Raw genomic sequence first — 25,954 nt, forward strand, 5'->3', positions numbered from 1 at the left:
ACACAGAGGGCAAATCAAAAACCGATTTAACGAAATCGGAAAACGGTTTTTGAAATCGGCCAATTTTCAAATCAGACGTTCTAGTCTTTAAGACGTACTAAATAAAACGAAATATGACATCGTCCTTGTATGGTGACAAAGCCCTCAGACTTCGCCAGGTTCTGCAAATAGTTCCCGTTTCCGCCTCGACCTGGTGGTTGGGGGTTAAAACGGGTAAGTTCCCGCAGCCGACAAAGTTAGGTCCGCGAACGACAGTTTGGCGACTTTCTGACATCCAAGCGCTGATCGATCCTAAAAAGGAAGGCGCTTAACCATGTGCTTCCCAAAACTCAAAGCCGATCGCTCCTACCCTCGAAAAGTAAAGCGATCGGCCAGTTCGATCAACCAACCACTCAAACTGAGGAGTTTGATTAATGATTGATTGCCTTCATATAGTCGAACAATTTCTGGCATTTGTCAGTAGTCGGCTTACTCTTCCCACGCGCAAATAGCAAAAAGCGATCGCCCGTCACAGGTAGCGATCGCTTCGCTCAACAAAATTATTGGAATAAATTTATGCAAGAGCTTAAATCTATAGGTATTAGTCTATCAAATGAGCGATCGCTGAACAAGCTCAGCAATCATCGCAAAGCCTCAATCCCTCTCTGTGTCGAGCTTTTGACCCTTTTGCCCTGGAGTAAATGGTCGAGCATCAAAGTCGATCGCGCTCTGGCTAGGTGCGAGCAGTTAAACTTATTCCCCTCAACCCCTCAGTCGCAAAATATCCGCTCAGTCGGCATTTCGCCGCCATGTAAGCACTGCGGCTGCAGGCGTGCATACATTTATCGCGGCAAATTGCTCTGTTGTAGGTGTGATCGGTCTGTGGGAGGTGTGGCATGATTAATCGCACCCAAAAATGGATCTATTCAAGTGCAACTAACCCTTGTCCGATTTGCGATCGCGTTAAAGATGGGGATTGCCGAATTAGCCAGGATGGTGGTTTGGTGCTTTGCCATTCCGAGGTTAATGGTCGAGTCAAGGGCGAGCAACTAGGCAATTACATTTGGATTGGTAGTATCTCAGAACCGATGGACTGGGGTAAGTGGATTACTCCCAACTTAGAGCCTCGAAAAAATCCCGATCACCGACCTACAGGCAAAACATATAGGTTTGACTATCAAAATGAATCGGGTGAGGTGGCCTGTACCAAGGTCAGGATTTATCAGAAGCAAAACGATGGCTCTGTCAAAAAGAAAGACTGGTGGGAACCTAAAGGAGTCGATAGCGCTTCACTTCTGCCTTATCGTTATGCCGAAGCGATCGCCGCGTTAAAAGCAGATCCGACTCTGCCATTACTAATTGACGAGAGCGAGATGACGTGTGATGAGTTATGGCAGCGGGGGGTACCAGCGATCGCATTTGGTAGGTCGCTGAAACCAGCGCGAATCAAAAAGCTGTTAAGTGGCTATGAATCGTGTTTGGTCATCTGCATCGATCAAGACGAGCCAGGAATAAGGAAAGCCGCCAAATACCAAAAAATATTCCCGATGGCGGCAACGCTCAGACCTTACCCTGAGTCTGACTTTTGGCTACCTGAATGGCTGCCTGAATCCGGTGGATTAGATGTTAGAGATTGGATTCTTGAGAATAATCTGAGCAAAGACAAGGTGCTAGAAGCCATTCAGCAAATGCCCGGTAAGAGATCGCCCGAACAGCCGCAAGCTACCGATTCGGATAAGTTTGAAGGCGGTAAGCCCCATTTCTGGAGTACGCCAGAGCAGGGCTTGGTCTGGGAAAGCTACGAAAAAGACGATGATGGCAATACTCAGCGATCTCGTACCAGAATAGGCAATCACCTGCAAGCGATCGCCTACATCAACTCACCGGATGGTGATGGCGCGGCGCTCCTGCTTGAGTTCAAGAACCAACAGGGGCACCTTTGCCGGTGGACAATGCCTAGACGCGCGTTGGGTGCAGACAGCGGTACTCTAATTGGGGAATTGCTAGGTCGCGGGTATGGGCTGGTTTACGAGCAAAAGCGAAAACTTGCCAGATACCTGACTGAGCTAGGCACCGAGGTTAATCGGACTTACACCGTGACCGAGTCAACTGGTTGGCTGAACGGGTCGTTCGTTCTCCCCAACAAAACTTACGGCGATCAAACACTGCGATTCAGGGACGTAGAACCATCCCAAGATTGCCCCTTCGAGATTAAAGGTACTCTTGATGGTTGGCGCTCCGAGGTGGCAGCAAAATGTGCGAATAACTCAAGACTCATCTTTGCGAAGGGCGTGGCTTTTGCCGGTCCACTACTGGTCATCGTAGGTATGGAGTCTGGTGGCTTTCACTTGGTAGGCGGCACTTCTCAAGGTAAGACTACGGCACTGAATGTCGCAGCCTCTGTTGCTGGCATAAAAGAGCTTCCACACTGGCGAACGACTACTAACGGACTGGAGAGTACTGCAACAGCTTCCAACCACCTGGCTTGTATGTTAGACGAAATCGGGCAAGACGAACCCAAGGATGTGGGCGCAAAAGTCTATATGCTCGCAAACGGTCAAGGAAAAGCTCGGATGCGGCGCGACCTTACCTCAGCAAGGGTGAAAACTTGGCAACTTTTATTTCTATCCAGTGGTGAGGTTGGACTCGCAGCTTACTTGAAACAGGCTGGTATCTCGCTCAAAGGTGGTCAAGAGGTCAGGCTACCAGACCTACCCGCGATACCTAAAAACTCGCAATATGGGGTATTCGAGTCAATTCATGGTTATGAAACTCCGGTAGATTTCGTCAACGCATTAGAGCGAGCGGTCAAACAGCAGCACGGGACGGCGCTCGATGCCTACCTAACTCAATTGGTTGAGGATAAAAAGCTTGATGGGTTTGCTAAGCGACTGACTAACGAGCTGTTCGCGATCGCTGGTGACTTATCGGCAAACTACTCGGATGCAGCTATCAGTCGAGTTGCAAAGCGTTTTGCACTGGTACAGGTCGCCCTACACCTTGCCCATAGTTACGGGTTGCTACCATTCCCCGTCGAGCAGTGCAATTGGGCTGTCAAAACCATGTTTGATGATTGGGTTAACGCTCGTGGCGGCGACGGCTCTATCGAAATCAAACAAGCCCTGGAGCGTATCGAGCATCTGTTTGTGTCAAATGAGCATAGCGATCGCATTTACAAAGTTGACAGCAAAGACGCTCAAACTGTCAGGAATTTGTTGGCTTACCGCAAATTAGATCCTTTTGAAAAGGAGGTTGAATTCTGGGTTCCTAACGCAGTGTTTAACTCTGAGGTTGCCAAAGACTGCGATCGCCATGCACTTATTGCTGAGTTGCAGAAAAAGGGTTGGCTGAAACCACCTGGTGTTGATGGTAAACCCTACCTGGGTAGGCGTATCGATGGCAAGAAAATCCGCGTCTATGTCTTTACTCAGTTTTGGAGTAATGAAAAAAGTGAGGTTCCAGAGGTTCCACAGGTTCCAGTGAGCCAGAATGCAGACACAGTAAAGCATACAGACAGTGACGAGCTGGAACCTAGCTCAGGTTCCAGCAGGTTCCAGAGGTTCCAGAAAGACATTTTTGATAATGCCGTGGAACCTCTGGAACCTGACCAAAAATCGACAGGTTCCAGCGAGGTTCCAGTTGAGAACCTTGACAACAAAGGGTTTGCTGGTAGTGGAACCCCTGGAACCTGTGGAACCCACAAAAAACAGCAAAGTTTAAAAAACACTACCTCGGAGGCGATCGAAGATGCCGATGAGTTCTAGCCTTTTGGTGGGGGCGATCGCTTTCGGTAAGTCTGGTATTGGTTGCCCTGTCACTCAGGTCGAGGGCGATCGCGTGACAGTGCTTTGTTCCGACGGCAAGTTAAAGCGTGTCCCCCTTAATGCGATCGCTCGCTGGGAGATGCCAGGACAAAAGTTTAAGCCCTGCGATCGCGTAACAATCGCCGTAGGCAACCCCGAACGGTTTCGGCATCACGGCAAAGTCGGCACAATCCGGCGCTTTGACCCCAAGGACTCGACTTTCGAGGTGCAGTTAGACGATGGCGGTCATGGCTGGTGGCGATCGGAGTTTTTGCGGGTGGTGAAGCATGAGTAGTCGGATCTCATTCTGGATGCCAATTTATAAGGACACCGCAAGAGTCAGGGGCTACAAGCGTGGCTGGGTTTGGCATCAACTGCAAAAGCAATTCAGCGATTTCACGCTGAACGAATTGCAGTATATCGGCCAAGAGCTTGGCTATAAGCCATCGTGGGCAGAAATCCAATTTGTCCAACAGTCCGAGGTGCAACAAAAGCAACAGCGCCAACATCCCCCCTTGGACTGGCGGCAAAAGCACAGGCAGCAACAGCGCAAATCTAACCAGACGTTTAAGCAACAGTTTGCCGACCATTGGCGCGCCCCTACCCCCCAAAGACCATTGCCTCATTGGGGTAGATCTGAATACCTGCGCCCTTACCTGGATTTGCTTGGACTGGATATGCCGTTTACCGAGCAACAACTGAAGGCGGCTTATCGGTCTCGGGCGAAATCAGCCCATCCCGATGGTGGCGGCAGCCATGCCAGTTTCCTGAGGTTGAAAGATGCCTATGACAAGCTCCGAGGGGAATTATGAGTAGCGCGATCGCGCGATCGCGTAAACATATCCCCTCCAATATGTCGATTTTTTGGCGAAAAATAAACATGCGATTGACACATCAATCGCAACTATCTTTATCGTCCTCTGCGATCGCTTTCCGCAAAACTTCTCTTACCCACTCATGACCTTTAGCTCTCACATACTCATCAATATCGACTGGCAGGCGAAGGCTAAATACTTTGCTTGCTAGGGGCACATCTCGGATGCTTTCAAACTTGCCGATACTGCCGATCCGCGCACCTTTGATAATCCTCATTGCCTATCTTCCTATTAGAACCCGACAATCCTACCCTAGCACGAGTCAACACGTACTCAAATTTGGTCGCAATCTAGTCACCAAAAATTGCTAAAAGTATTGCTATAAACGTGTCTACACGCTATAATTATATCCATAAAGCAAGACGATCGCCCCTCCCGGAAAGAAGTAAGCGATCGCCTTGCAAGTAAAAACTACTTAAAAGGATTGTAGATTATGTTGAGTCTGCCAGCAAACGATCGCGCCGTTGCGAGCCTGAGACTTGTCAATCATTGTCCGCTGCCATGGATGGACTATACCGACGATTTTGATATCCCTGAAGTGCCCTACAGGGTGGTTGTCCGGGATATCCCCGAATATGGCTACGCTCAAGCAGTGAGTCTGGAAGAACATTATCGCGTTTTGTTTCGCCTGGGCTACGCAAACGATGAGGAGGAAGACAATGGCTAAGGTAGTTACTCCCGACATCGCCACGGTAGAAGTCATTGGCAGAGCCAAACAATCCAATTACTCGGACGACGTTTACCATCCCTGCCTATTCACACTGGCAAGCGGCGGTCAAATATGGAAGTCGCTAAACCAGTCAGAGGCAAGTCAGCTAAGCAAAGGCGATCGCGTCCAATTGGTACCCGCTGGCACGGACAGCAAAGGTAATACCAAGCACAACATCGTCAGGATGGAGAACCCACCGAATGCTGTGACAACCGAAGCGGTTGGGTTAAGTACGCAGGAGAAGCAGGCGATCGCCACATATATCCAGCAGCAAGCAAAGGTACTGCGATATTGCTATGAGTCAGCCGCGGGCGAATTGGGAAGCTTGGAATTATCAGAAGAGAGTATCAGAGCATCCGCCCATACTCTGTATCTGGCAGCTAGCAAGCATTTCAAGTTGTAAATTTTATCGGCAAACATAAGGAGAAAACTCATGATCGAATCAACACTCAAATCTATCGTCACGGACTTGAGCGATATTGGGGGCAATATCGGCATTATTGCCTCGGCTCTGCGTCGCCTGGATGGGGATTTTGCAGAGAGATATCCCGATGACGATCGCGAATTGGAAAAATTGCTGCTTGCCATCATCGCGCTAGAAGGCATCGAAGAACTCATCCACAATTCGACAATGGCGCTTGCGAAGCTGCCGGAGCAAACTGATAAGTAACCGACAGGTAGAAGTCGAGCACCTGGCGTGGCTGACTGAATCAGGTTAGCCACCGCCAGTCCCTCTTAACGCGAACCGACGCGGCGCACGAGCCGAAGGCAGCGCCGCAAAACCCCAGCTGCAACGAGAGAGGTTAATATGGCGAAGCTGCGACCCTTAGGGACTTGACGGGTAGCTCCGCCTCCCCTACACTCACGCATTCCACACGCACACACCATTGCGGAATGGAGCACACGATAGCCGTTAAAGCGCACCACAAACGAGTGCATTTTAGAAAGAATTAGAACAACAACTATAGACGCTGAGACGGAACGAAGTGGAGGGGAAGCAAATAAACAAATGTGAGCGCACGTAGCACCCACAAGGTCGAGCGAAATTGCGGAGTGCGCGAACTCCAAACAGTGCGGAGCGATAGTGAAGCTTAATAAATAGAAGTGACTTCTATGACGCGCGAGGACTGGTGCGCTAGGCTACTCGTTCCTGCGGAATGGAGCGCTAACAAAGCCCACGGCTAACGCACGTAGGAGTAGGCCGACAAGGGCACAATCAAAGCTGAAGATGCACTTTCAATCTGACGCGAAATATTGCAATGACAGCTTTGTCAATATTTCTTTAACTTTGCTAATTGAATATGGAATGCATGGAAAGCCCCACTCGGGGGCGGCGTGAGCGGGGGTGGGGAGCGATCTGGCTGCTTTGCGATCGCAATTTTTGCGACTGACAAACTATTTACTGACGGCAAGCAGCCCACTAAGCACCGCAGGGACGAGGATGCGGTATAAATTGCGAAGCATCATCTAGCGCGGGAATCTCAGCCGATCTAATTAATGCATGCGCCTTATAAAAAAGGATCTCCTCACTCAGGAGCGATCGCCTGCTTCCAATTTTCAAGAGACATTTGTTCTGGCACGTAAATTTGTACTTGTGGCGCGATTTTGTGCGCATCGTGGTTTCTTTCTCGCCAACCTAATTGGGTTTTGCAGAGGAAAATAATCATCGTCGTGTCGCCTTCCATAGCGGTATCGAATGCCAGTTGCGCTAGTTTGACTTCCGCTATGGCTTTGCCTGATTCCCATGCTCCACGAATCCTCTCATCTTTTTGCAGGTAATTATCCAAGGTGCGATCGCTGATTCCTATTACTAGCGCGATTTGACTTAGAGTGAATCCCAGGCTTGCCAGCCGCTGCAATTCCGATAGACGGATTTCTCTTGGCTTGCTTGGCAGATCGTTAATTATTTTTTTGGTTGCGCTACCAGCTTTTGGCATATTAGAAAAGTTTTAGCCCGTCACCTATGTGAATGATTTGAGTATAGATTTAAAGCCCTGTCGGAGTGCGATCGCTTTTTAATGCACTTGGTTCTCAGCTATGGGCAACCTCTTTCCTGGCAGTTTCCAAAAGGAATGTAATCGGGAGTCATTTACATGGATCTTATTAAAAGGGGCTGTAACATTGCATTTTTTCAAGGCAGGCGTTCGCAGGCGAGTCCATCTTTGTCCCTATCGAGTAAGAAAGGATCGTCAGGGAAAGCGTCTAAAACTTTTTGAGCCTCCCTCTGTGTAGCAAAGTCCTTACAATCGCAGTTTCCTTGTGACACGCAAATGGAAACTGTGGGGCTGGCTGTATTGACAGCTTTTTTGTTGTTGACTACACTCCCTACCCCTAAAACGATTGCAAAACTAATGCCCACAAATGCGATGAGAAATAGTGGGTTATCCTCTATGCCTGACTTCCTGTTTTCATCTTGAACAATGGGTAGCTTTGGTTTGTTACGTGCGATCGCGCGATCCATCAAACGATATTTCCAATGGTAAACATTTGACTGAATGGAGAATAAAGATCCGATAGATTTAAAGAAATTTTTCACTCTCAGCGTAATCCTTGCAAAGCTAATGAGTCCAGATTACCCAGCTATGCACCTAAATTATCCATTGAGCTATGCAAAAGTCTGGGTATCAGAATCTCCAGCCTGTTTACTAGCTCAAAGCGCAACGATCGCACTCCTGAGCAGCAACTGATTGCGGAAGCCCTGGAGAAAGGACAGCATTGGCAAGTATGCGATCGCTCGGGGAGATCGCTACTCTGGGAGCGGGTTGGTTAAATTAATTGCAATTTGTTATATTGTTGTTAACAGCAATATTTAAGTTAGGAGATATGCCAAATCCACACCCAAAACCTGAAAACTTGAAGCCTCTCCCCCGTTGTGATGACAGCACCGAACCATTAGCCAGTGCAATTCTAGCGGTCAGAGTCTCGACCGAAATAGATGCTGTGGTGCGATCGCAACCTAACAAAGCCGCGTGGCTGCGGCGGGTCATTACCGAAGCGGCACAACGCGAACTAATGGGAGGTAATGAGTTATGACCTTTGAAGAGTTGCAGGCAATAGTTGAATCTACGGCTCGCACGGTGCAAGGTTTAGCTGAGACTCAGGGAGAACTTCGACGCGATTTAGCCGAGCAACGTTTAGAGTTCAATCGAGAAATGGCTGAATACGAACGGCTAAACCGACAACGTCATGACGATTTAAGTGCAGAGTTGCAAGCAATATCCCGTGATGTTTCGCGGCTGGTTGACACTCAGCACGAGGCCGCGACAGAGCGACACGAACTCAGACAAGCCACCTTGGGTATTGCTAACCTGCTGGCATCCCTAGATGAGGATCGCCCCACTATCTTTAGAAAGCTGAATGCGATCGAGAACAAAGTCGATAGGATATTAGAGCGTTAGCCTTTAGCTATCCACAGGGAAAGAGGCAGGTGCATTAGTTAGTTTTAGAGTAAAATACCTCACAGCATTACTCATTTGTGGGGACAATTTGGGGTACGCTCAAATCGTCTAGATGCTAAACCCATTGCCTAGCTAGAAATGCAAGAGTTTTCTCTATGGGCGGGCGACCCATTTTTTCGGAGCCGCGATCGGCAAAGTTACGAAAATAATCAATACTGCTCGATCGATCAGCCAAACTTACCCGATACATACTCCTGGGTTTGTTGTTTGGTAGCATTCTCGAAAATTACTTGTGTAGTATCAAATTCTACTAGCTCTCCGAGATACATAAATGCGGTGAAGTCAGAAATGCGAGAGGCTTGCTGCATGTTATGAGTGACGATCAAGATGGTGACTTTTTCCTTCAGGCGGCTCACTAATGACTCAATACTGGCAGTAGCGATCGGGTCTAGTGCAGAGGTTGGTTCGTCAAACAGTAATATCTCCGGCTCGGTAGCTAATGCCCTGGCAATACAGAGGCGTTGCTGTTGACCGCCGGATAAATTTAGGGCTGAGTCTTTCAGCCTATCTTTTACTTCGTCCCACAGAGCCGCATCTCTCAGGGCCATTTCTACTTTGTCATCGATCGCTCTCCGCCTTCTCTGCCCCCTAACTCGCAGTCCATAGGCAACATTCTCATAGATGGATTTTGGGAAAGGATTGGGTTTCTGAAATACCATCCCAATTCGCATTCTGACCTCAATTGGATCGATGTGCTTGTTGAGAATATTTTGGGATTCTAATAGAATTTCTCCCTCATAGCGATTGCCAGCATACAGATCGTGCATGCGGTTGAAGCATCGCAGCAGAGTGGTTTTACCGCACCCCGACGGACCGATCAAGGCTGTCACTGCATTCTCTGCTACATTGAGGTTGATATTTTTGAGGGCGTGGACGTCACCATAATAGAAGTTGAAGTTCTCGACTTGCGCTTTAGCTCTTATTTCTTGGGAGATCTGCATAAAATTCTGGGAGTAGTATTTCAAGTAATTATTTTCCAACTGCTAGACCTAATTTCTATTACCACTTGATGCGCTGGCGGAAATAATAGCGTAAATAGATAGCTAATCCATTCATCAAGAGAGTAATTCCAACCAGAACTATCCCAGCGGCGGCGGCGTTAAGCTGGAATTCCGGTTCGGGACGCGATACCCAATTAAACATTTGAATTGGCATCACTGTAAAGGGTGCAAATAGCCATTTAAACGAGTACCAGGGTTGTTCGTCAGAAAATGGCAAAAAAGCAATAAATGTGAGCGCTCCGATTGTAATTAGCGGTGCGGTTTCGCCGATCGCTCGCGACAATCCCACAATAATTCCGGTCAGGATACCTCCTGCCGACGCTGGTAGTAGATGATCCCAAATCATTTGCCATTTGCTGGCACCCATAGCATAGGCTGCCTCGCGCAGGCTGCTCGGCACCGCTTTAATCGCCTCGCGCGTAGTCACGATGACCACGGGCAGAATCAACAGCGAGAGAGTCATGCCCGCCGTGATTACGCTTTCCCCCAGTTTAAGTTGCTCGACAAATACACCCAATGCCAGCAATCCATAAACAATTGATGGCACGCCAGCCAGATTTGAGATATTAATTTCAATTAAAGCTGACAGCCAGTTCTTGCGGGCATATTCTTCTAGATAGATGCCCGAGGCAACACCTAAGGGCACAGTTGCTACAACTGTCACTAACATGACCAGCAAGCTGCCTACCCACGCTGACAGGATACCAGCATCTTCCGGCACTGGGTCGGCAAAGGAGGTAAGGAATTTCCAATTCAAGCGCGGCGTACCAGTCAGAGCCAGGTTAGTAATTAGTGCTAGCAGCACGAATAAAATAACTAGCAATGCCAAAAGCCCGAAGATAATAAATATATAATCCCAAAGCTTGCGACGTTGAATCCCAGTCCGAAGCGATCGCAGGTTTCTGGAAGAATCTCCTGTTGAGGTGTCATCCAACGAATCATCTGGTTCCAAGCCCTCTGTTATCAACCAATCTGCCATGTAACTAGTAGACCTCCCGAAAACGCTTGCTCAAAAAATATCCAATGATATTGAGTATAAGAGTCATCGACACCAGAGATAATCCTGCGATAAAGATAGTGTCATACTCTATGGAACCATGTGGGATATCTCCCAAACTCACCTGCACGATATAAGCCGATACCGTTGCTGCCGATTCTAGAGGATTCCACGTATAGTTTGGTTGCAGTCCGGCAGCGATCGCCACAATCATCGTCTCTCCAATCGCTCGCGAGATCCCGAGGATATAAGCTGCAATTACACCAGAGAAAGACGCTGGCAAAACCACCCTTAGCGCTGTTTGCAAGCGCGTAGCGCCAGTCGCGTAGGAACCTTCCCGCATTTGCAAAGGAACGGATCGCATGGCATCTTCACTAATCGAGCTTATCAAAGGAATAATCGCAATTCCGATCGCTAGTCCCGCACTGAGCATGTTAAATCCTGGGAGCAGAAAGTATTCAAACTCTCCCAGATCGGGCATGAAATATTTCTGCACCGCCAGCAGAATTGCTTGTAAGGCAGGCGATATAGCAGTTAGCGCAAAATAACCAAATACGACAGAGGGAATACCAGCTAGTAATTCTAGAATTGGCTTGACAATCTCGCGGGTGCGGCTGGAGGCAAATTCACTTAAATATATAGAAATAATTGTGCCAATCGGAATGGCGAATGCGATCGCTACGCCGGTGGTGACAAGCGTTCCAGTTAGAAGTGGTAATATACCAAACTTGCCACCTTCAAACAGAGGGGACCATTCACGCTCGTTTAAAAACTCCCCTAGGAAAAAACTAATTGGTGTTGTATTACGCAGTTCTGCTACTTTTAAGAAGAAATTATATGATTCTACAATTAGAATCTCCATGATTCCAAATGTTGTCAGAACCGATGAGAGAGCAGCCAATAACAGAATAATCTCTATTCCTCGCTCAATTAGCACGCGCTTCCATTTGCGCTGACTAGGCATAAGGGCAAGCCCTGCCACAGAAGATTTTGCCATGCCAAATACTTAATGACCTCGTAGAGTAAGTAAATAATGAAAAGAATACAGCATGACATGTTGCACGCTGTATTCCATTAAAACCTATAGAAATCGCAAATCCCAATTAGAAACAGATTGGAAATTATCGATCAATCTACACCTTCACGATCTAGAACTTCAGCAATGGTTGCACCGATATCGTTTTGACCGTTGAAGACGGTACCAGCTTTACCCTTGTTGAAGTTTGCCAAAATCTTTGGATAAGAGGCACCAGGGAGAGCCGTATACTTTGCCTTTTTGGTAATAGCTGCACCGTTATTGATGAAGTAGCTCACAAACTGCTTTACTTCTGGACGTTTAGCAGCGTCAACCCTAATGTAGATGAACAGCGGTCTAGAAAGCGGCTGATAGGTGCCATTTTGGACGGTTTGGTCGCTAGGAAGTACGGCTGAGCCAGAAGGGGAAACGATCGCTACTGGTTTAATGCGGCTCTTATTCGCTTCCAAGTATGACTTACCGAAGTAGCCCAGACTGCCGCGATCTCCAGCAACACCCTGTACCAGGACGTTGTCATCTTCACTTGGCGTGTAATCAGTACGGCTAGCTTTTGCCTTGCCATTCACAGCTTCTGTGAAGTAGTCAAATGTACCTGAGTCAGGGCCTGGGCCAAATAGTTTAATTGGCACATTTGGGAATCCTTTACGAACCTGGCTCCAGTTTTTTACCTTCGACCCAGGCTCCCAAATTTTCTTTAGCTCAGCCACTGTCAAATCTTTAGCCCAGTTGTTTTGGGGGTGAACAACTACAGCAATACCATCAAAAGCAATAGGTAGCTCGATGTACTTAATGCCTTTATTCTTACAAGCATCCATTTCCTTTTTCAGGATGGGGCGAGAAGCATTGGAAATGTCTAGTTCGCCAGCGCAAAACTTTTTGAATCCGCCGCCAGTACCAGAAATACCAACTGTAACTTTGATACTAGAATTAGCCTTCTGGAAACCGCTAGCAGCAACTTCAGCAATTGGATAGACAGTACTTGACCCATCTACTTTGATGGTTTTTTGCTGAGCTAGTGCCGAAGGAATCAAAGGAAGCGTAACTGCTGCGGCACCTACGAGAAGGGTTGACGCACCCCTAAACAGTGTCCTTTGAATAATAGCGCTTGCATTCATCTTAATTTGTAACCCTAAACCTGAATAAGTACTTAGTAATCAAGCTACACAAATATTTACCCCCTCAGGTGAAGGATAGGGAAAGGTTGAATTAAGCTAATGATAAGAATTGGTAAAAAAATGGTTAAACCATTTCCAATTCATCCTTGCGATCGCCGCTAGCAATTAAAATCCTAATTTATAACAAATTATACCCAAATTATACCCAAATTCACTAAATGATGATGTCTCTTTAATTCTCTCAAGTTTGCGAATTGCGATCGCCATGATAATCAGAAGTAGACATCAATTTAGGTAGAACAGAATTCCATGCTTTGTTAAGAAACTGAGTTTCAATCTAAAATACTATAGCGGTTTTCAGATCGGAAAGAGCAGTGGATTTGGTGGTGTTGCCCCCAAGAAGGGGTGGCCCCTTCACTCCGCCAATGAAACCCGTTCTCAAGCGAACATCGCTATATAACACTCCGATCTGAGTCGTAAATTCCTTTACTGACCGCTGACTACTACAGCTAACTTGCACGAATCATTTCGGATTGCTATAGTCTATACATAGACAGATCCGTGTCTGCCTATCTCACTAATGGTCTAGTAGTGGTATAGAAGTAACGATCGAGGAAAGAATCATGAAACGAGCTATTAAAGGACTTCTTAAAAAAGCGCCGTTCTTTCGGAATCTCGAAGAGAATATTAGAAATCTCGAGGAGCATGTGAGAAGGCAGGGAGCATATCCCGTTGGCCACTATTATTCTCCCATCCCGTCACAAGAAGATGTTCTTACGTATCTAAGAACGCGCAAGCCGCCGAACAAGGAACTAATCGGCATTAATTTGAACGAACAGAAGCAATACGACTTACTAAACGAGTATGCTCAGTTCTATAAAGACCTTCCATTCCCAGAAAAACTAGTTGCTTCGAGCCGCTACTATTACGACAACTCCTGGTTTAGCTATTCAGATGCTATTTTCCTTTACTGCTTTTTAAGAAAGTATCAGCCTAAAAGAATCGTTGAAGTCGGATCGGGTTTTTCATCTGCTGTAATGCTAGATACCATTGATAGCATTTTTTCTCAGAGACCGGAAATTACTTTTATTGAACCATATCCCGATCGGCTTAATAGCTTGCTTAGAGACAAGGACAGGCAACAGATAGAATTAATTGACAGAAAGATTCAAGAAGTTCCATTTGACATTTTCTCCACTCTAAAATCTGGCGATTTCCTGTTTATTGATTCAAGCCATGTAGTGAAATGCGGTAGCGATCTGCAACTGCTTATGTTTGAGATCTTACCACGCATTCAACCGGGAGTCTTTGTCCATTTTCATGATGTATTCTACCCATTTGATTATCCCTCCGAGTGGTTAACAGAGGGAAGATATTGGAATGAAAATTACTTTCTTCGTGCATTTCTAGCTTACAATTCCGAATGGAGCATCCTATTTTTCAATACCTACGCGCACTACATGTTTAGCGATATAATAAAAGAGAAAATGCCTTTATGTATGAAGAATCCAGGCGGCAGCTTGTACATTCAACGCAACCAAATTGTTTAGTTGATATGGGTGCGATTTTTTAGATATCAAATTCTGCCAATAATACTTTCTTCTCACCCGGAGCGATCGATCTGCAAATCAATGGAGCTTTAGGTGCTTCTTTTAATGAATTGGATGCGGATACGGACGATCGCTTGTTTTTAGTGAGCGATGCTCTGGCTCCGTTGGGGTTGCCCGATGGCAGTTATCCTTGGGGTGCACGCGAGATCGAGGTCAAAAATGGCACGGCGAGGCGGGCGGACGGTACGCTCTAACTATGTTACCGTTGCTGGAATGCGTAAAGAATATGGTGAAATGGGGAATTTGCCTGCCCAATCGGGCGATCGCCACGGCAACAATCGCACCGCGTCAAGTACTCAACTTACCAACTGCTTTTCCTGTTATATAGCTGTAGACGGATCGGTTAGTACAGGGGGTGTGGGGGCACAGCCTCCACGCAGGGGTAGAACCCCTGCACCCCGTCATAATCTTTATGGCTTTGACATACTCACCGAGCTAAAGCAACGGTGATTCTTGACGCTTCACAGCTACGCGCTACCGAAGTAGTCTTACCATCGCTCCACGTCCGTTTAGAGTCTCCCAATGCCCTATGGCGACTAGCTACATCTTACCAAAAAGCCGTGCTAAAAGCACGGGGTTTTAGACCCAATTTTCTGATAACTATAGCTTGCCAGATGAGTCGTCAGCTAACTTGTCATCTCATCCGCCAGCAAGTGCATCCCAGGCTCTAGTTTGGCATTTGCACTCTGAACGTGAATTGGTTTGGCAGCGTCGATCGGGACTGGTTTAGAGTGCATGCGTATGATTGCCGCCAGAGTTTGTTTGAGCTGAGTGCGGGGCACCACAGCATCGACAAATCCGTGCTCTAAGAGATATTCCGCTGATTGGAAGTCATCGGGAATTTTTTGCTTGAGGGTTTGCTCGATAACCCGCCTGCCTGTAAAAGCAATCATGGCTTTCGGCTCTGCCAGGATAATATCGCCCAGCATGGCAAAACTGGCCGTGACTCCACCAGTGGTGGGGTGAGTGAGGATGGGAACATACAGCAGTCTCGCCTGACGATGCCGCTCTAAGGCAGCAGAGGTCTTCGCCATTTGCATTAAGCTTAAAATGCCCTCCTGCATTCTGGCTCCACCAGAGGCACATACAATCGCAACGGGCAAATTTTTCTGCGTAGCAGTCTCGATCAGGCGGGTTAACTTTTCCCCGACGACAGAACCCATGCTGCCGCCCATAAAGCGAAAGTCCATGACACCTAGAGCAATCCCAAAACCTTCAATACTGCCCAAACCGGTTACGACACTATCACTGAGACCCGTACTTTCCTGAGTTTCCCGCAGGCGGGCGCTATAGGGTTTGCGATCGCGAAACTCTAAGGGATCGCAGGAATGCAACTGACCGTTAATTTCTGTCCAACTGCCAGGATCGGTCAGTTGAGCAATGCGCTCGCTAGAGTTGACCTGCATGTGATGGCCGCATTCGGGGCAAACCATCAAGTTGTTGCGTAAGTCCTTGATATACGTGAGGGCAGAGCAAGAACTGCACTTATGCCAAAGCCCGTCAGGTATCTCTCGTTCTTGGTGTTGTTGACCCATGGGAGTTGCCTTGCGGCGATCGGCAAACCAATCGAACAACGACATAAATTTACTTAGCCATATAAACAGTATGCAAAGAGGCTCAAGCTACAGAAAAACTAGACTTAGCTTTTACTATGAGGTTAAAGCCTACCCTTTTGCAAATTTTAACATTTCACTGTCACACTCAAAATTTATGAATTTTCGCAGTGCCAAACGATACCAAATCCTTTGTAGTTCGCCCCTTTTACTCGAAGTCCGCACAGGCGGACTTTGTTTGTGTAGCCGTGACTTCCAGTCGCCAGGCAATCTTAGGGGTTAATTTAATGAGGATTTGGGATCGCACGTTCTACAGTGGGGACATTATTTAACTGCGCTTCCCCAATCTACTCGATATTTTCAATGTCTAAACTATCTTTGGGCTTAACTCGCTCTACCTGCGAATACCGTTCGATCGCTTCAGTAATCGCAAATAAACAATCTTGCAAGGGTCTGACCTTTTCCTGTAGCTCCTCTGAGGTAGTTTCTGACTTTTCCAGAATAACTTTCAGGCGCTCGATGTGTTTTTGGGTAGGCTCGCGCAGACTCGCAGTAATCACGGTCGGGCCGTATTCGCGTAGTGCTTCCTCTACCGTGCGCATTAGGTTGGTAGCCTGATTGCGCATATCCGCCATCCTCCGGCGTTCGGTATCCTCTTCCGCATATACTTCCGCTTCTATACGCATGCGTTCGATTTCACTAGCGCTAAGACCGCCGGTATTAGTAATACTAATACTTTGCTCTAAACCAGTATCGACATCGCGGGCGGACACGTTCAGGATGCCGTTGGCATCAATATCGTAGGAAACCTCGATTTGGGGCACGCCGCGCGGGGCAGGGCGAATCCCCGATAGCTCGAATTTACCCAGACTCTTGTTGTCTGCTGCCATAGCACGCTCGCCCTGCAAAACATGGATCTCCACAGTTGACTGGTTGTCTACAGCCGTAGAAAAGATCTGCCCCTTGCTGGTGGGGATAGTGGTATTGCGATCGAGGATTTTTGTGAATACACCACCCTGGGTTTCCAGTCCGATAGACAGCGGAATTACATCTAGAAGGAGTAAGTCTTTCACCTCACCACCCAGAATACCAGCCTGAATGGCAGCACCGACTGCTACAGCCTCGTCTGGGTTAACCGATTGTTCCGGTTTCTTGCCGTCAAAAAATTTACTCAGTGCTTCTTGTACTGCTGGAATGCGCGTAGAACCACCCACTAAGATAATGCGGTTGATTTCCTTCGGTACCATACCTGCATCTTTAAGTGCGTTGCCAATTGGCTCTAACGTGCTTTTGACCAGGTGGGCTGTAATTTCGTCAAATTTAGCTCTAGTTAGTTCGATATCAAGGTTTTTAGGCCCGGTCTCATCGCTGGCAATAAAAGGTAAGTTGATCAGACTAATTGGCGCGCTAGACAGCTCAATTTTGGACTTTTCCGCTGCTTCGCGCAGACGTTGCATGGCAGAGCGATCGCTGCTCAAGTCGATTCCAGTCGATTCTTTAAAATCTGAAACTAACCAGTTCACTACGCAAGCATCGAAGTCATCGCCACCGAGATGATTATTCCCAGAGGTAGCCTTTACCTCGAAGATACCCTCGCCTAGTTGCAAAATCGAGACATCAAACGTGCCACCACCGAGGTCAAACACCAGTACCATTTGCTCCTCATAGATCTTATCTAAGCCATAGGCTAAGGAGGCGGCTGTCGGTTCGTTGACGATGCGCAGCACTTCTAGTCCCGCGATCGTACCAGCATCTTTAGTAGCTTGTCGCTGCGAATCAGTAAAATAGGCGGGTACGGTAATTACTGCTTTGGCAACTGGCTCGCTCAGGTAGTTTTCGGCATCCTGCTTGAGTTTTTGCAAGATCATGGCAGAGATTTCTTGCGGCGTATATTGCTTGTCGGCAATGCTGACGTTGACCGTTTCATCTCTACCTTTAACCGTCGTGTAGGCTACGCGTTGCCGCTCGTCTTCGGTTTCATCCCAACGCCTACCAATAAAGCGCTTGATACTAAAAACTGTATTACTAGGGTTAGTTACGGCCTGTCGCTTGGCTACCTGTCCTACAATGCGTTCGCTCCCATCCTTGATAAAAGCTACAATGCTGGGCGTAGTTCTGCCACCTTCAGCGCTAGAGATTACCACTGGCTTACCGCCTTCTAGGACAGCAACGCAACTGTTTGTCGTTCCAAGGTCAATTCCAATTACTTTTGATGACATAAACTAACAGTCCTGAATAAAGCCAAAAATATCAATAATGAGGTCAACCTAAAGCTACCCATTTTCGCGGTCTAAAAGCACTAATACGCAATAGCTAATTTAACTATCTTCATTTGCACTTGCGTCGCTGCGATCGCTCCCTTGCGATTCGCTTGCTGTTGGTGTTGGCGCTGGTGCCTCGTCTGCAACTGCAACGCGCACCATAGCATGTCGGAGTACGCGCTCCCCTAGTAGATAACCCGGACGTAACTCATCCATGACAGCACCCTCCTCAAACTCGTTTGTTGGTTCTTGGGAAATAGCCTCGTGATAGTTAGGATCGAATTCTTCGCCAACACTGAGCATGCGCACGACACCTGCTTCCTTGAGGCATTTGACAAGTTGCTTGTAAACCGACTGATAGCTGTTGTGAATTACAGCTTCAGCGTCTGTTTTAGGCTTGATCTGGGACTGTGCCCTTTCAAAGTCATCAACAACAGGTAAAAACTTCTTCAGGATTTTAGCGCTGTTTCTTTCTTCCTGTTCTTCCTTATCGCGTTCGGTCCGCTTGCGGAAATTATCAAAATCTGCATATAGTCTGGTGTATTGACTGTTACGTTCCTCAAGCTGTTGCTTGATAGCCGTAACTTCTGACATTAGCTCTGCTAACTTGGGAGACACCTCGCTTTCTTCAGTGACTTGTACTTGGACAGGCTCGCTGGATACTTTGTCAGGCTCCTGGGCATCTGCAACCGCAGCAATCCCTTTATCTGCTAGTTCGTTTAGGGACTCTTCCAAGTCGAGATCCTCCTCCACAAGTTCTTCAATTCCAGGATTTTGTTTATCTTCTTCAATCATGTTTGCCTGTAGTTTTGCTCGCAACTTAGGGTGACTCAGCATAGCAATTATTATAGAAACTGGGTACAAAAACTAGCTGAATTTACGCCAGTACCTATAAAGTTGCTTTATTTTGACATTAGCTTTTATTTTGACATTATATAAAGCTGTTGATATCACGTTGCACTAGGATTGCAACAGACAAATAACTGCAAAGCGTTCCTTTGACGTAGGGGCAGTTTTTGTTCGGGCGCTCAGTAATAAGCGAAAACTTGTAGTTAAACCTGCCCGTACATAAAGTCCATCAATGAAAAATTTACAGGTGAAAGTATTTTGTGCAAATGCAAAATTCAAGCATGCTACAGGATAATTTATCAATCCTGTGCTTGCACGGGCATCCCGGCAGTGGGGATGCTATGTCAGTATTTACGCAGCACTTCTGGGATAGAGGATTTCGAGTTATTGCACCGGATCTGCGCGGCTATGGGCGATCGCAACGCCAGCACCCGATCGAGCAACCCTTCGCTATGCTAGAGCACTTAAGCGACTTAGTTAATTTGCTCGAAAATAGCCATATTGACCGATGCATTGTTTTGGGTTGGTCGCTGGGAGGCATTTTGGCAATGGAGCTAGCCCTTAAATTTAACGATTTGTATCCTGGCAAAATTGCAGGACTGATCCTGATTGCGTCTGCTGCTAGACCTTGTAGCAGCCACCCGAAAGTGCCCTGGTGGCAGGTGATGAATACAGGTTTAGCCGTGCTGGCACACCGTTTGACCCATCGCCTGCTGCCACACAGCAAATTAGCAATATGGCTGGGCAAGCGATCGCTATTGCAATATTTGATCCAGCAACATACAACTTTTGCCTACGATCGCATTGCCAACGAGGGGATGCGTGCTTTCTTGCAAACCTCAAAATTTGCAACCAAAGCCCTATTCGATGCCATGCACCAGGGTTACGATCGCCGCCAGGATCTAGCTCGAATTCAGGTGCCCTGCCTGGCGATCGCGGGGGAGTGCGATCGGCATATCACAGCCGAGTCTAGTCGCGAGACAGCCATGCTTTTACCGAACTCAACCTGGATTTGCTATCCGCAGGTGGCGCATCTCTTGCCCTGGGAAATTCCGACGCAGTTGATGGCGGATATAGATCTGTGGCTGGAGAGGAATGGGTTTTAGGGGTGGGGTGATGGGGGTTGGGTGATGGGGGACGGATCGCGGGCGCAGGGGTTTAGCATTTGTCAATAACGCTTGCATTTGACGCGCAGACGATCGCACAAATGCTAAACCCTTAAAGTTAAAATCGTGGGTGGTGGTCGTTGCTTTAAAATTCATTTCCCTATGAGTAATTCCGATCGCGTCTCAGATGCCAAACCCGATCGAACAGATGATTCTGAGCAGGTAAGCTGGACAAAAAGTCCCTGGTTAAAGTTGGGCATAGCTCTAGTAGTTGAGATTAGCGTTGTATTAGTAGTTTTTTTTACGCCAGTGCGCGGTTGGCTGGGTCTGGGTAACGCTCGCACAATTATGCATAACTTCCAGACCTGGCGGGAGAACCTGGGTATACTCGCACCTTTGGCATATATGTTGACCTATGTGGTGGCAACCGTATTCGCCATTCCAGGGTCGGCTCTGACGCTGGCATCGGGAGCGATATTTGGTGCAATTCAAGGCACCATTTGGACTGTGATTGGGGCAACCCTGGGTGCCACGGGAGCATTTATGGCATCGAGATTTTTGATCGGTGGCACGATCGCTAAGCGGTTCGATCGCGGCGATCGCCTCAGCCAATTGGTACAAGGAATCAAGGAAAATGGCTTTTGGTTTGCTTTGTCTATTCGACTAGCCCCCATTTTTCCTTTTAACGCTGTTAACTATCTGTTTGGGGTAACCCCCATCCGCCTTAGCTCTTATTTTTTTGCCACTTTTATCGGTATTATTCCTGGTACCTTAGTTTATTCGTGGCTGGGACAAGAGGGTGCAGAAGCTTTAACTGGCAATGCTCGTTGGCAGCTACCTGCTGCTCTGGTGGCGCTATCAGCACTATCGGCAACCCCTTTGTTGATGAAACGATTGAAGCGATCGGTTTAGGGGTAGGGGTACGCAGTTTAAAAAACTCTATAAGGAATCTGGAATTGGTTCAACCAACAACTTAATCGCATCTTTTAAATTTGCGATCGCCTCATCTCGTGTTTCACCAAATGAAGATACAAAATTAAGTTCTGGGCAGGTTGCAGAATAAGCCTGTACTTCATCATCCCACTCTAGTACGACCCTAATCTTCATAGACTTGACCTGTTTTTTTTAATACTTCAGTTTACCTACAAAATTTTTCGACGCAGCGCACAAAGATCTCTACCCCAGTTCCCAGCGCTGTCTCGTCAAAGTCAAAGCGGGGATGGTGGTGGGGGTATGCCAAATCTTTATCTGGGTTGGCGGCACCCACAAAAAAGTAGCAGCCAGGGACTTCCTGTAAAAAGAAAGACATGTCTTCGCCACCCATAGTCCGACACTCTGGCACTACGCCTGCGGGCGTTTCCACGACAGTTTCGGCAACAGAACGAACTAGAGCGGCGATCGCGCCATCATTAATCACGGGTGGATAAAGACGTTGGTAATCCAGTTCGTAACCAGCACCATGACTCTGGCATACACCAGCAATTACCTGTTCTAACCGCTGGGGAATCAGGTTGCCCAAAGCTGGATTAAAATACCGTACCGTACCGTTCAGTTTTGCCTTGTCAGCAATCACGTTCCGCTTTGTGCCCGCATGAAGCTCGCCCACCGTGACCACTGCCGAATCAAGGGGATCGACATTTCTGGCTACAATGGTTTGCAGAGCGTTGACCACCTGGGCTGCCACCAATACCGAGTCAACCGTCTGATGGGGCATAGCACCATGTCCGCCCTTACCCAAGATCGTACAGGTAAAACTTTCCACCGCAGCCATCAGTGCCCCGCTACGCACGCCAACCGTCCCGATCGGCAAGTTATTCCACAGATGCAGCCCAATAATCGCTTCAACGCGGGGATGCTCCAGTACTCCCTGCTCGATCATCGGCTTTGCGCCACCGGGGCCTTCCTCCGCTGGCTGAAAAATAATTTTCACCGTACCCCTAAAACTATCCCGATGCTGCCAAAGCCAAAAAGCGGTTCCCAGTGCGATCGCCGTATGCCCGTCATGACCGCAGGCGTGCATCAGTCCATCGATCTGAGAACGATAGTCAACGATATTTTCTTCCTGAATCGGCAGCGCGTCCATATCGGCGCGGATCGCCATGACCCGTCCACCCGTGGGCTTGGTACTGGTAATGGTTGCCACGATCCCAGTTTGGGCAATGCTGCCCTGATGCGGAATCCCCCACTCACTCAACTTTTGCTGTACGAACGCCGCAGTTCGTCTTTCTTTGAACCCTAGCTCCGGCCAACGATGCAGTTCTCGCCGCCATTGCACCAGATTAGACTGCAATGCCAGAATCTCCGACCTGATCTTAAACTTAGGGACGCTGGATAAATTAACTGGAGTAGCAACCATGACGAAATCTTTGCAGAAAGAGCATATCTTACAGTACTTTCCCCATTGTATAGCGAGCCACTAGCTTTCAGTTTTTAGCAGTCAGCGGTCAGCTTTTTTCAAGACCTATACTGCCATCCTCTCAACGCATATTATAGATATGTCTGCTAATTCCCAACCCCTAATATGTTTACCGGCTTAATCCAATCCCTAGGGCAAATCGAGCATCGCGATCGCGAACAAATTGTCATTCGCTGCCCAGATCTGAGAAATAAGCTCGCATTAGGTGATAGCGTTGCGGTCAATGGAGTTTGCCTAACGGTTGCCAAATTAACGGCATCGGGATTTGTTGCAGATATCTCACCGGAAACTCTTAATCGTTCCAACTTGGGTGATTCTAATTCCATGCCCGTAAATTTGGAATTAGCCCTTGCAGTTGGCGATCGCTTGGGCGGGCATTTTGTCACGGGGCATATTGATGGAATTGGAACTCTAATTGAAAGTAAGATGCAGGGTGGCGCATGGGAGATGAGCTTTCACGCGCTCGCTTCAGTGGGGCACTATATCGTCTTTAAAGGAAGTATTTGCGTGAATGGCATCAGCCTCACGGTTGCCAGTTGTAACGATGACGGTACTTACTTTAGCGTGGCGGTAATTCCGCATACATATCAAAATACTAACCTGTCGTACCTGCGATCGGGGAGTAAAGTAAATTTAGAATCCGATGTATTGGGTAAGTACGTTGAGAAATTCCTCCGTCTGGGTTCTCATACAGTTCGCGAACCTAACGGTTCGCCAGCAGAAATCACCGCCGACTTCCTGGCCGAGCACGGCTGGGAATACACATAGGCTTGATGGACTTATGGCTACATCGCTCGACCTCTATGATAGGATAGCAGGCACGGGTTAGATATAGTGATTGGTGTGACGGAAGAGTCTATTTATCATCGAAAAGAGTCGGAGTCTCAGACAGCAGATGATGCAGCGAAACAGATAGCAAGCCAAGAAATGTGGGGCGGGCCTTGTCGGAATTATCTGAGCAGCGATATTCCTAAAGTCAAAGCCTATACGGATGAATTACCTCTGACAAAAAATCGGGAAGGTAAGGAACGGGGGATCGAGTTTACGACAGCGGTAAAACCGGATCGAGGAACAAGGCCAGGTCTAGCCTATTGGTCGGGAGATCGTGAGGGTGTCCGAAATGAAGGTGGTTACGCTAAAATTAAGGTGCGGATAAAATTCTGCAATCAACTGAGTGAGGTCTGGGGTAGTTAATGAGTACTTCAGTGTTGAGGAAAGATCGACTGGTTCGATTTGAAGAGGTGACACCGGCGAATACGATCGTCGCCTTTTTAGATGCTCAATTAAAACCTTTAGCTGCTCGCGTTCAGCTTCCAGTCTTTGCAGGATATGACGATCTGGATGAAATAAAGTTTACTTTTTTGACTTTGCCTTCAGGAAAAACGGTAACGCTGGGACAGTACGAACATTCGCCACAGGTTGGTGTGGATTTATATGTGGATCTCAGCATTCAAGACATTCCCTCTGTTGTGTTTGAGAGCTGCCAGTACCTAGAAATGTCCCGACAAGAGGTTTTGTGGCTCCACCCAGACTTTCAGGAAAAGATAGATCGACTGTTTGCAGAGCATGGTAATCTCCCTATACAGCATAAAGCACCGCAGGTGGAAGTAGAGTTGCTGCAAAACACTCTCTATGAACCAATAGATTGCTTTGAATATTCCCTAGGAATTTACACTAGGCAGCAGTTCCCCGAATACTGGGCAATGCTGCAACACAATCTGGGATTGGCTTACTACAATCGCACTCATGGCGATCGCGTAGAGAATTTGGAGGAGGCGATCGCCCCTCGCAGAAAGAATTTGCGGAAGGCGATCCCCCTTCACATAGAGGATTTGGAGAAGGCGATCGCATGTTTTAATAATTCTCTGCAAATTTTTACCCAGCATGAATTCCCGGAAAAGTGGGAGATAACTCAGCATGATTTGAGTGAAGCCCAGCGATCGCTTGAACAAAAGCAGGGATTTCTGAAATATCATGAATTTCTTAAATCGCATCTTAAATCGCGCGATCATCTCTTAAGACCCAACGTTCTCAACGACACCATTGATTACCTGAATCCCACCCCTCCTTTAACAGATGCTGAGAAAAACTCGATCGATGATTGGTTTGGAGATCTGGGACTGAGAACATCCTTTTTTCGCAGGGTACGTAAGCGTAGGAGCTAGGCAATAAATTGTGGAATATTTTTAGTAGCAAAATATTGTTCGTACATCGCACCAATCTGCCAGGGAATATCTTTGCCAGCAAACCGTTTGTGAAGCTTGGAGGGCAGATCTCCACCAAGTTCTGCTAAAGCTTCAAGCAGATTAACTACTAAATCAATCTTCTCAGAACCCATTTAGGAAGTCGCAGTTGCCAGATTTCTTAGCATTTTGCGGATTAAAGCCAAGTAAATAAACGATTCAGACATTTGCTCATAAAATTCATAATCCTTGCTTAGTCTACGACAATTACCTAACCAAGCAAAGGTTCGCTCTACCACCCAACGCTTTGACTCCACTACAAAACCTTTCTGATTGTCTGCCCGTTTGCTAACTTCCCAAAGCCATCCGAAGTTGTCGTTGACCCATTGTGTGATTTCATCACCAGAGAATCCAGCATCAACCAGAATTTTCTCTAATCGTGGTAATGGAGATGTGAGATTCTGTAACAACTGCTTAGCTCCTGCTCTTTCACCGATGTTAGCTGCACACACCAACACCTTTACAACTAAGCCCAAGGTGTCAACCATAGCGAAGCGTTTTCTGCCCTTGATTTGCTTACCGCCATCAAAACCTCGACTGCCCGCACTTTCTGTTGTCTTCACACTCTGGCTATCGATACTCACCAAGCTTGGGGTCGCCTCTTTACTAACCTTTTCCCTAAATTGTTGGCTCAATTTGCGATTAATCTCCTCCAGTAGCCCAGTTCTTTCCCACCTTTGCCAGTAGAAATAGACCGTTGAGTAAGGCGGAAAGTCATGGGGTAGATTCTGCCATGTACAACCATTTTTGAGTATATAGAAAATGGCATTCAGTAACTCTCGCATATTTGTTTTGGGTGGCCTACCCCATTTTGATGGTTTGGGTAGCATGGGTGCGATAATTTCCCATTCTTGGTTGGATAAATCGGTATTATAGGATCGGCGCATCTCTTCAGGTTTATACTAGACTTCATCAGTATTTATACCTGCTTTTGGTGCGCCTT

Annotated in this window: 29 protein-coding genes and 1 pseudogene; 16 read left to right on the forward strand and 14 right to left on the reverse strand. The window is 47.4% G+C overall.

From position 1 onward, the window contains the following. The first annotated feature begins 113 nt into the window (after positions 1-113). The 4 genes from PSE6802_RS32215 (at position 114) to PSE6802_RS0122395 (ending at position 4,594) form a co-directional block, all read left to right on the forward strand. Entirely contained in the window at positions 114-311 is a 198-nt protein-coding gene (locus PSE6802_RS32215; protein ID WP_071592316.1) for a helix-turn-helix transcriptional regulator, read from the forward strand. Positions 312-875: 564 nt separating this feature from the next. Further along, positions 876-3,743, forward strand: coding sequence for a DUF927 domain-containing protein (locus PSE6802_RS31425; RefSeq protein ID WP_019502268.1), 2,868 nt, complete (start codon positions 876-878; stop codon positions 3,741-3,743). After that, entirely contained in the window at positions 3,733-4,077 is a 345-nt protein-coding gene (locus tag PSE6802_RS0122390) for a hypothetical protein (RefSeq protein WP_156815630.1), read from the forward strand. Before PSE6802_RS31425 ends, PSE6802_RS0122390 begins: the two co-directional genes overlap by 11 nt. Next, on the forward strand, positions 4,070-4,594 hold the full coding sequence (locus PSE6802_RS0122395) for a J domain-containing protein (protein WP_019502270.1): 525 nt from the start codon (positions 4,070-4,072) through the stop codon (positions 4,592-4,594). The genes PSE6802_RS0122390 and PSE6802_RS0122395 overlap by 8 nt, the downstream gene beginning before the upstream one ends. 82 nt (positions 4,595-4,676) lie before the next feature. On the opposite strand, the gene PSE6802_RS0122400 is transcribed toward PSE6802_RS0122395, so the two are convergent. Beyond that, positions 4,677-4,874, reverse strand: coding sequence for a hypothetical protein (locus PSE6802_RS0122400; protein ID WP_019502271.1), 198 nt, complete (start codon positions 4,872-4,874; stop codon positions 4,677-4,679). Positions 4,875-5,090: 216 nt separating this feature from the next. On the opposite strand from PSE6802_RS0122400, the gene PSE6802_RS0122405 reads away from it, so the two are divergent. Genes PSE6802_RS0122405 through PSE6802_RS0122415 form a run of 3 tightly spaced genes read left to right on the forward strand, consistent with a single transcriptional unit; the run spans position 5,091 to position 6,036 of the window. Further along, the gene (locus tag PSE6802_RS0122405; protein WP_019502272.1) at positions 5,091-5,324 is read left to right on the forward strand and encodes a hypothetical protein; all 234 of its coding nucleotides are present in this window, start codon (positions 5,091-5,093) and stop codon (positions 5,322-5,324) included. Next, positions 5,317-5,769, forward strand: a complete 453-nt coding sequence (locus PSE6802_RS0122410; protein WP_019502273.1) for a hypothetical protein — start codon at positions 5,317-5,319, stop codon at positions 5,767-5,769. The genes PSE6802_RS0122405 and PSE6802_RS0122410 overlap by 8 nt, the downstream gene beginning before the upstream one ends. A gap of 30 nt (positions 5,770-5,799) precedes the next feature. Continuing rightward, entirely contained in the window at positions 5,800-6,036 is a 237-nt protein-coding gene (locus PSE6802_RS0122415) for a hypothetical protein (RefSeq protein WP_019502274.1), read from the forward strand. A gap of 856 nt (positions 6,037-6,892) precedes the next feature. Here PSE6802_RS0122415 and PSE6802_RS30005 read toward each other — a convergent pair. Beyond that, positions 6,893-7,303, reverse strand: a complete 411-nt coding sequence (locus PSE6802_RS30005) for a hypothetical protein (RefSeq protein WP_019502275.1) — start codon at positions 7,301-7,303, stop codon at positions 6,893-6,895. 194 nt (positions 7,304-7,497) lie between these two features. Beyond that, entirely contained in the window at positions 7,498-7,902 is a 405-nt protein-coding gene (locus PSE6802_RS0122425; RefSeq protein WP_225902699.1) for an excalibur calcium-binding domain-containing protein, read from the reverse strand. A 287-nt stretch (positions 7,903-8,189) separates the two neighbouring features. Between PSE6802_RS0122425 and PSE6802_RS0122435 the strand changes: the two genes are divergently transcribed. After that, on the forward strand, positions 8,190-8,399 hold the full coding sequence (locus tag PSE6802_RS0122435; protein WP_019502278.1) for a hypothetical protein: 210 nt from the start codon (positions 8,190-8,192) through the stop codon (positions 8,397-8,399). Continuing rightward, positions 8,396-8,764, forward strand: a complete 369-nt coding sequence (locus PSE6802_RS30010) for a hypothetical protein (protein WP_019502279.1) — start codon at positions 8,396-8,398, stop codon at positions 8,762-8,764. The genes PSE6802_RS0122435 and PSE6802_RS30010 overlap by 4 nt, the downstream gene beginning before the upstream one ends. Positions 8,765-8,991: 227 nt before the next feature. On the opposite strand, the gene pstB is transcribed toward PSE6802_RS30010, so the two are convergent. From pstB to PSE6802_RS0122460, 4 genes are all read right to left on the reverse strand, one after another. Beyond that, positions 8,992-9,765 carry a phosphate ABC transporter ATP-binding protein PstB gene (gene pstB / locus PSE6802_RS0122445; protein ID WP_019502280.1) on the reverse strand — a complete coding sequence of 258 codons (774 nt, stop codon included), beginning with the start codon at positions 9,763-9,765 and terminating at the stop codon, positions 8,992-8,994. Positions 9,766-9,823: 58 nt separating this feature from the next. After that, positions 9,824-10,804 carry a phosphate ABC transporter permease PstA gene (gene pstA / locus PSE6802_RS0122450; RefSeq protein ID WP_019502281.1) on the reverse strand — a complete coding sequence of 327 codons (981 nt, stop codon included), beginning with the start codon at positions 10,802-10,804 and terminating at the stop codon, positions 9,824-9,826. Positions 10,805-10,808: 4 nt separating this feature from the next. Next, positions 10,809-11,819, reverse strand: coding sequence for a phosphate ABC transporter permease subunit PstC (pstC, locus tag PSE6802_RS0122455; RefSeq protein ID WP_019502282.1), 1,011 nt, complete (start codon positions 11,817-11,819; stop codon positions 10,809-10,811). 131 nt (positions 11,820-11,950) lie between these two features. Further along, positions 11,951-12,973 (reverse strand): PstS family phosphate ABC transporter substrate-binding protein, encoded by a 1,023-nt coding sequence (locus PSE6802_RS0122460; protein ID WP_019502283.1) that lies wholly within the window; start codon positions 12,971-12,973, stop codon positions 11,951-11,953. Between the two features lie 623 nt (positions 12,974-13,596). Here PSE6802_RS0122460 and PSE6802_RS0122465 point away from each other — a divergent pair. After that, a complete protein-coding gene (locus PSE6802_RS0122465; protein WP_019502284.1) occupies positions 13,597-14,523 on the forward strand; it encodes a class I SAM-dependent methyltransferase in 927 nt (308 codons plus the stop codon). Positions 14,524-14,657: 134 nt separating this feature from the next. Next, positions 14,658-14,893 (forward strand): annotated as a pseudogene (locus PSE6802_RS35980) (N-acetylglucosamine-6-phosphate deacetylase); the annotation flags it as partial. A 316-nt stretch (positions 14,894-15,209) separates the two neighbouring features. Here the strand turns inward: PSE6802_RS35980 and accD are convergent. The 3 genes from accD to grpE all read right to left on the reverse strand — a co-directional run bounded on the left by accD (position 15,210) and on the right by grpE (position 19,192). Then, positions 15,210-16,163: an acetyl-CoA carboxylase, carboxyltransferase subunit beta gene (gene accD / locus PSE6802_RS0122475; RefSeq protein WP_019502286.1), complete on the reverse strand. Its 954-nt coding sequence runs from the start codon at positions 16,161-16,163 to the stop codon at positions 15,210-15,212. Between the two features lie 320 nt (positions 16,164-16,483). Next, a complete protein-coding gene (dnaK, locus tag PSE6802_RS0122480; protein WP_019502287.1) occupies positions 16,484-18,355 on the reverse strand; it encodes a molecular chaperone DnaK in 1,872 nt (623 codons plus the stop codon). A gap of 99 nt (positions 18,356-18,454) precedes the next feature. Then, positions 18,455-19,192 (reverse strand): nucleotide exchange factor GrpE, encoded by a 738-nt coding sequence (grpE, locus tag PSE6802_RS0122485; protein WP_019502288.1) that lies wholly within the window; start codon positions 19,190-19,192, stop codon positions 18,455-18,457. A gap of 335 nt (positions 19,193-19,527) precedes the next feature. On the opposite strand from grpE, the gene PSE6802_RS0122490 reads away from it, so the two are divergent. Both PSE6802_RS0122490 and PSE6802_RS30015 read left to right on the forward strand, forming a co-directional pair. Next, on the forward strand, positions 19,528-20,352 hold the full coding sequence (locus tag PSE6802_RS0122490) for an alpha/beta fold hydrolase (RefSeq protein ID WP_019502289.1): 825 nt from the start codon (positions 19,528-19,530) through the stop codon (positions 20,350-20,352). 162 nt (positions 20,353-20,514) lie between these two features. Further along, positions 20,515-21,264, forward strand: a complete 750-nt coding sequence (locus PSE6802_RS30015) for a TVP38/TMEM64 family protein (RefSeq protein ID WP_019502290.1) — start codon at positions 20,515-20,517, stop codon at positions 21,262-21,264. A gap of 27 nt (positions 21,265-21,291) precedes the next feature. Here the strand turns inward: PSE6802_RS30015 and PSE6802_RS33840 are convergent, their stop codons facing one another. Continuing rightward, positions 21,292-21,459 carry a type II toxin-antitoxin system HicB family antitoxin gene (locus PSE6802_RS33840; protein ID WP_019502291.1) on the reverse strand — a complete coding sequence of 56 codons (168 nt, stop codon included), beginning with the start codon at positions 21,457-21,459 and terminating at the stop codon, positions 21,292-21,294. A gap of 31 nt (positions 21,460-21,490) precedes the next feature. After that, positions 21,491-22,708 (reverse strand): M20 metallopeptidase family protein, encoded by a 1,218-nt coding sequence (locus tag PSE6802_RS0122505; protein ID WP_019502292.1) that lies wholly within the window; start codon positions 22,706-22,708, stop codon positions 21,491-21,493. 165 nt (positions 22,709-22,873) lie between these two features. On the opposite strand from PSE6802_RS0122505, the gene PSE6802_RS0122510 reads away from it, so the two are divergent. From PSE6802_RS0122510 to PSE6802_RS0122520, 3 genes are all read left to right on the forward strand, one after another. Beyond that, on the forward strand, positions 22,874-23,536 hold the full coding sequence (locus tag PSE6802_RS0122510; protein ID WP_019502293.1) for a riboflavin synthase: 663 nt from the start codon (positions 22,874-22,876) through the stop codon (positions 23,534-23,536). 75 nt (positions 23,537-23,611) lie between these two features. Further along, a complete protein-coding gene (locus PSE6802_RS0122515; protein ID WP_156815631.1) occupies positions 23,612-23,962 on the forward strand; it encodes a hypothetical protein in 351 nt (116 codons plus the stop codon). Continuing rightward, positions 23,962-24,933, forward strand: a complete 972-nt coding sequence (locus PSE6802_RS0122520; protein ID WP_019502295.1) for a hypothetical protein — start codon at positions 23,962-23,964, stop codon at positions 24,931-24,933. Before PSE6802_RS0122515 ends, PSE6802_RS0122520 begins: the two co-directional genes overlap by 1 nt. Here the strand turns inward: PSE6802_RS0122520 and PSE6802_RS33845 are convergent. Continuing rightward, on the reverse strand, positions 24,930-25,106 hold the full coding sequence (locus PSE6802_RS33845) for a hypothetical protein (protein WP_019502296.1): 177 nt from the start codon (positions 25,104-25,106) through the stop codon (positions 24,930-24,932). The genes PSE6802_RS0122520 and PSE6802_RS33845 overlap by 4 nt on opposite strands. Beyond that, positions 25,107-25,898 (reverse strand): IS5 family transposase, encoded by a 792-nt coding sequence (locus PSE6802_RS0122530; protein WP_019498649.1) that lies wholly within the window; start codon positions 25,896-25,898, stop codon positions 25,107-25,109. It abuts the gene before it with no gap. Between the last annotated feature and the right edge of the window lie 56 nt (positions 25,899-25,954).

The organism is Pseudanabaena sp. PCC 6802 (genome assembly GCF_000332175.1).
GTDB lineage: Bacteria > Cyanobacteriota > Cyanobacteriia > Pseudanabaenales > Pseudanabaenaceae > PCC-6802.

What these genes read in the sequence shown, in the direction of transcription:
- PSE6802_RS32215 (WP_071592316.1), top strand. Translation starts at nt 114, where the DNA reads ATGACATCGTCCTTGTATGGTGACAAAGCCCTCAGACTTCGCCAGGTT.
- PSE6802_RS31425 (WP_019502268.1), top strand. Translation starts at nt 876, where the DNA reads ATGATTAATCGCACCCAAAAATGGATCTATTCAAGTGCAACTAACCCT.
- PSE6802_RS0122390 (WP_156815630.1), top strand. Translation starts at nt 3,733, where the DNA reads ATGAGTTCTAGCCTTTTGGTGGGGGCGATCGCTTTCGGTAAGTCTGGT.
- PSE6802_RS0122395 (WP_019502270.1), top strand. Translation starts at nt 4,070, where the DNA reads ATGAGTAGTCGGATCTCATTCTGGATGCCAATTTATAAGGACACCGCA.
- PSE6802_RS0122400 (WP_019502271.1), bottom strand. Translation starts at nt 4,874, where the DNA reads ATGAGGATTATCAAAGGTGCGCGGATCGGCAGTATCGGCAAGTTTGAA.
- PSE6802_RS0122405 (WP_019502272.1), top strand. Translation starts at nt 5,091, where the DNA reads ATGTTGAGTCTGCCAGCAAACGATCGCGCCGTTGCGAGCCTGAGACTT.
- PSE6802_RS0122410 (WP_019502273.1), top strand. Translation starts at nt 5,317, where the DNA reads ATGGCTAAGGTAGTTACTCCCGACATCGCCACGGTAGAAGTCATTGGC.
- PSE6802_RS0122415 (WP_019502274.1), top strand. Translation starts at nt 5,800, where the DNA reads ATGATCGAATCAACACTCAAATCTATCGTCACGGACTTGAGCGATATT.
- PSE6802_RS30005 (WP_019502275.1), bottom strand. Translation starts at nt 7,303, where the DNA reads ATGCCAAAAGCTGGTAGCGCAACCAAAAAAATAATTAACGATCTGCCA.
- PSE6802_RS0122435 (WP_019502278.1), top strand. Translation starts at nt 8,190, where the DNA reads ATGCCAAATCCACACCCAAAACCTGAAAACTTGAAGCCTCTCCCCCGT.
- PSE6802_RS30010 (WP_019502279.1), top strand. Translation starts at nt 8,396, where the DNA reads ATGACCTTTGAAGAGTTGCAGGCAATAGTTGAATCTACGGCTCGCACG.
- pstB (WP_019502280.1), bottom strand. Translation starts at nt 9,765, where the DNA reads ATGCAGATCTCCCAAGAAATAAGAGCTAAAGCGCAAGTCGAGAACTTC.
- pstA (WP_019502281.1), bottom strand. Translation starts at nt 10,804, where the DNA reads ATGGCAGATTGGTTGATAACAGAGGGCTTGGAACCAGATGATTCGTTG.
- pstC (WP_019502282.1), bottom strand. Translation starts at nt 11,819, where the DNA reads ATGGCAAAATCTTCTGTGGCAGGGCTTGCCCTTATGCCTAGTCAGCGC.
- PSE6802_RS0122460 (WP_019502283.1), bottom strand. Translation starts at nt 12,973, where the DNA reads ATGAATGCAAGCGCTATTATTCAAAGGACACTGTTTAGGGGTGCGTCA.
- PSE6802_RS0122465 (WP_019502284.1), top strand. Translation starts at nt 13,597, where the DNA reads ATGAAACGAGCTATTAAAGGACTTCTTAAAAAAGCGCCGTTCTTTCGG.
- accD (WP_019502286.1), bottom strand. Translation starts at nt 16,163, where the DNA reads ATGTCGTTGTTCGATTGGTTTGCCGATCGCCGCAAGGCAACTCCCATG.
- dnaK (WP_019502287.1), bottom strand. Translation starts at nt 18,355, where the DNA reads ATGTCATCAAAAGTAATTGGAATTGACCTTGGAACGACAAACAGTTGC.
- grpE (WP_019502288.1), bottom strand. Translation starts at nt 19,192, where the DNA reads ATGATTGAAGAAGATAAACAAAATCCTGGAATTGAAGAACTTGTGGAG.
- PSE6802_RS0122490 (WP_019502289.1), top strand. Translation starts at nt 19,528, where the DNA reads ATGCTACAGGATAATTTATCAATCCTGTGCTTGCACGGGCATCCCGGC.
- PSE6802_RS30015 (WP_019502290.1), top strand. Translation starts at nt 20,515, where the DNA reads ATGAGTAATTCCGATCGCGTCTCAGATGCCAAACCCGATCGAACAGAT.
- PSE6802_RS33840 (WP_019502291.1), bottom strand. Translation starts at nt 21,459, where the DNA reads ATGAAGATTAGGGTCGTACTAGAGTGGGATGATGAAGTACAGGCTTAT.
- PSE6802_RS0122505 (WP_019502292.1), bottom strand. Translation starts at nt 22,708, where the DNA reads ATGGTTGCTACTCCAGTTAATTTATCCAGCGTCCCTAAGTTTAAGATC.
- PSE6802_RS0122510 (WP_019502293.1), top strand. Translation starts at nt 22,874, where the DNA reads ATGTTTACCGGCTTAATCCAATCCCTAGGGCAAATCGAGCATCGCGAT.
- PSE6802_RS0122520 (WP_019502295.1), top strand. Translation starts at nt 23,962, where the DNA reads ATGAGTACTTCAGTGTTGAGGAAAGATCGACTGGTTCGATTTGAAGAG.
- PSE6802_RS33845 (WP_019502296.1), bottom strand. Translation starts at nt 25,106, where the DNA reads ATGGGTTCTGAGAAGATTGATTTAGTAGTTAATCTGCTTGAAGCTTTA.
- PSE6802_RS0122530 (WP_019498649.1), bottom strand. Translation starts at nt 25,898, where the DNA reads ATGCGCCGATCCTATAATACCGATTTATCCAACCAAGAATGGGAAATT.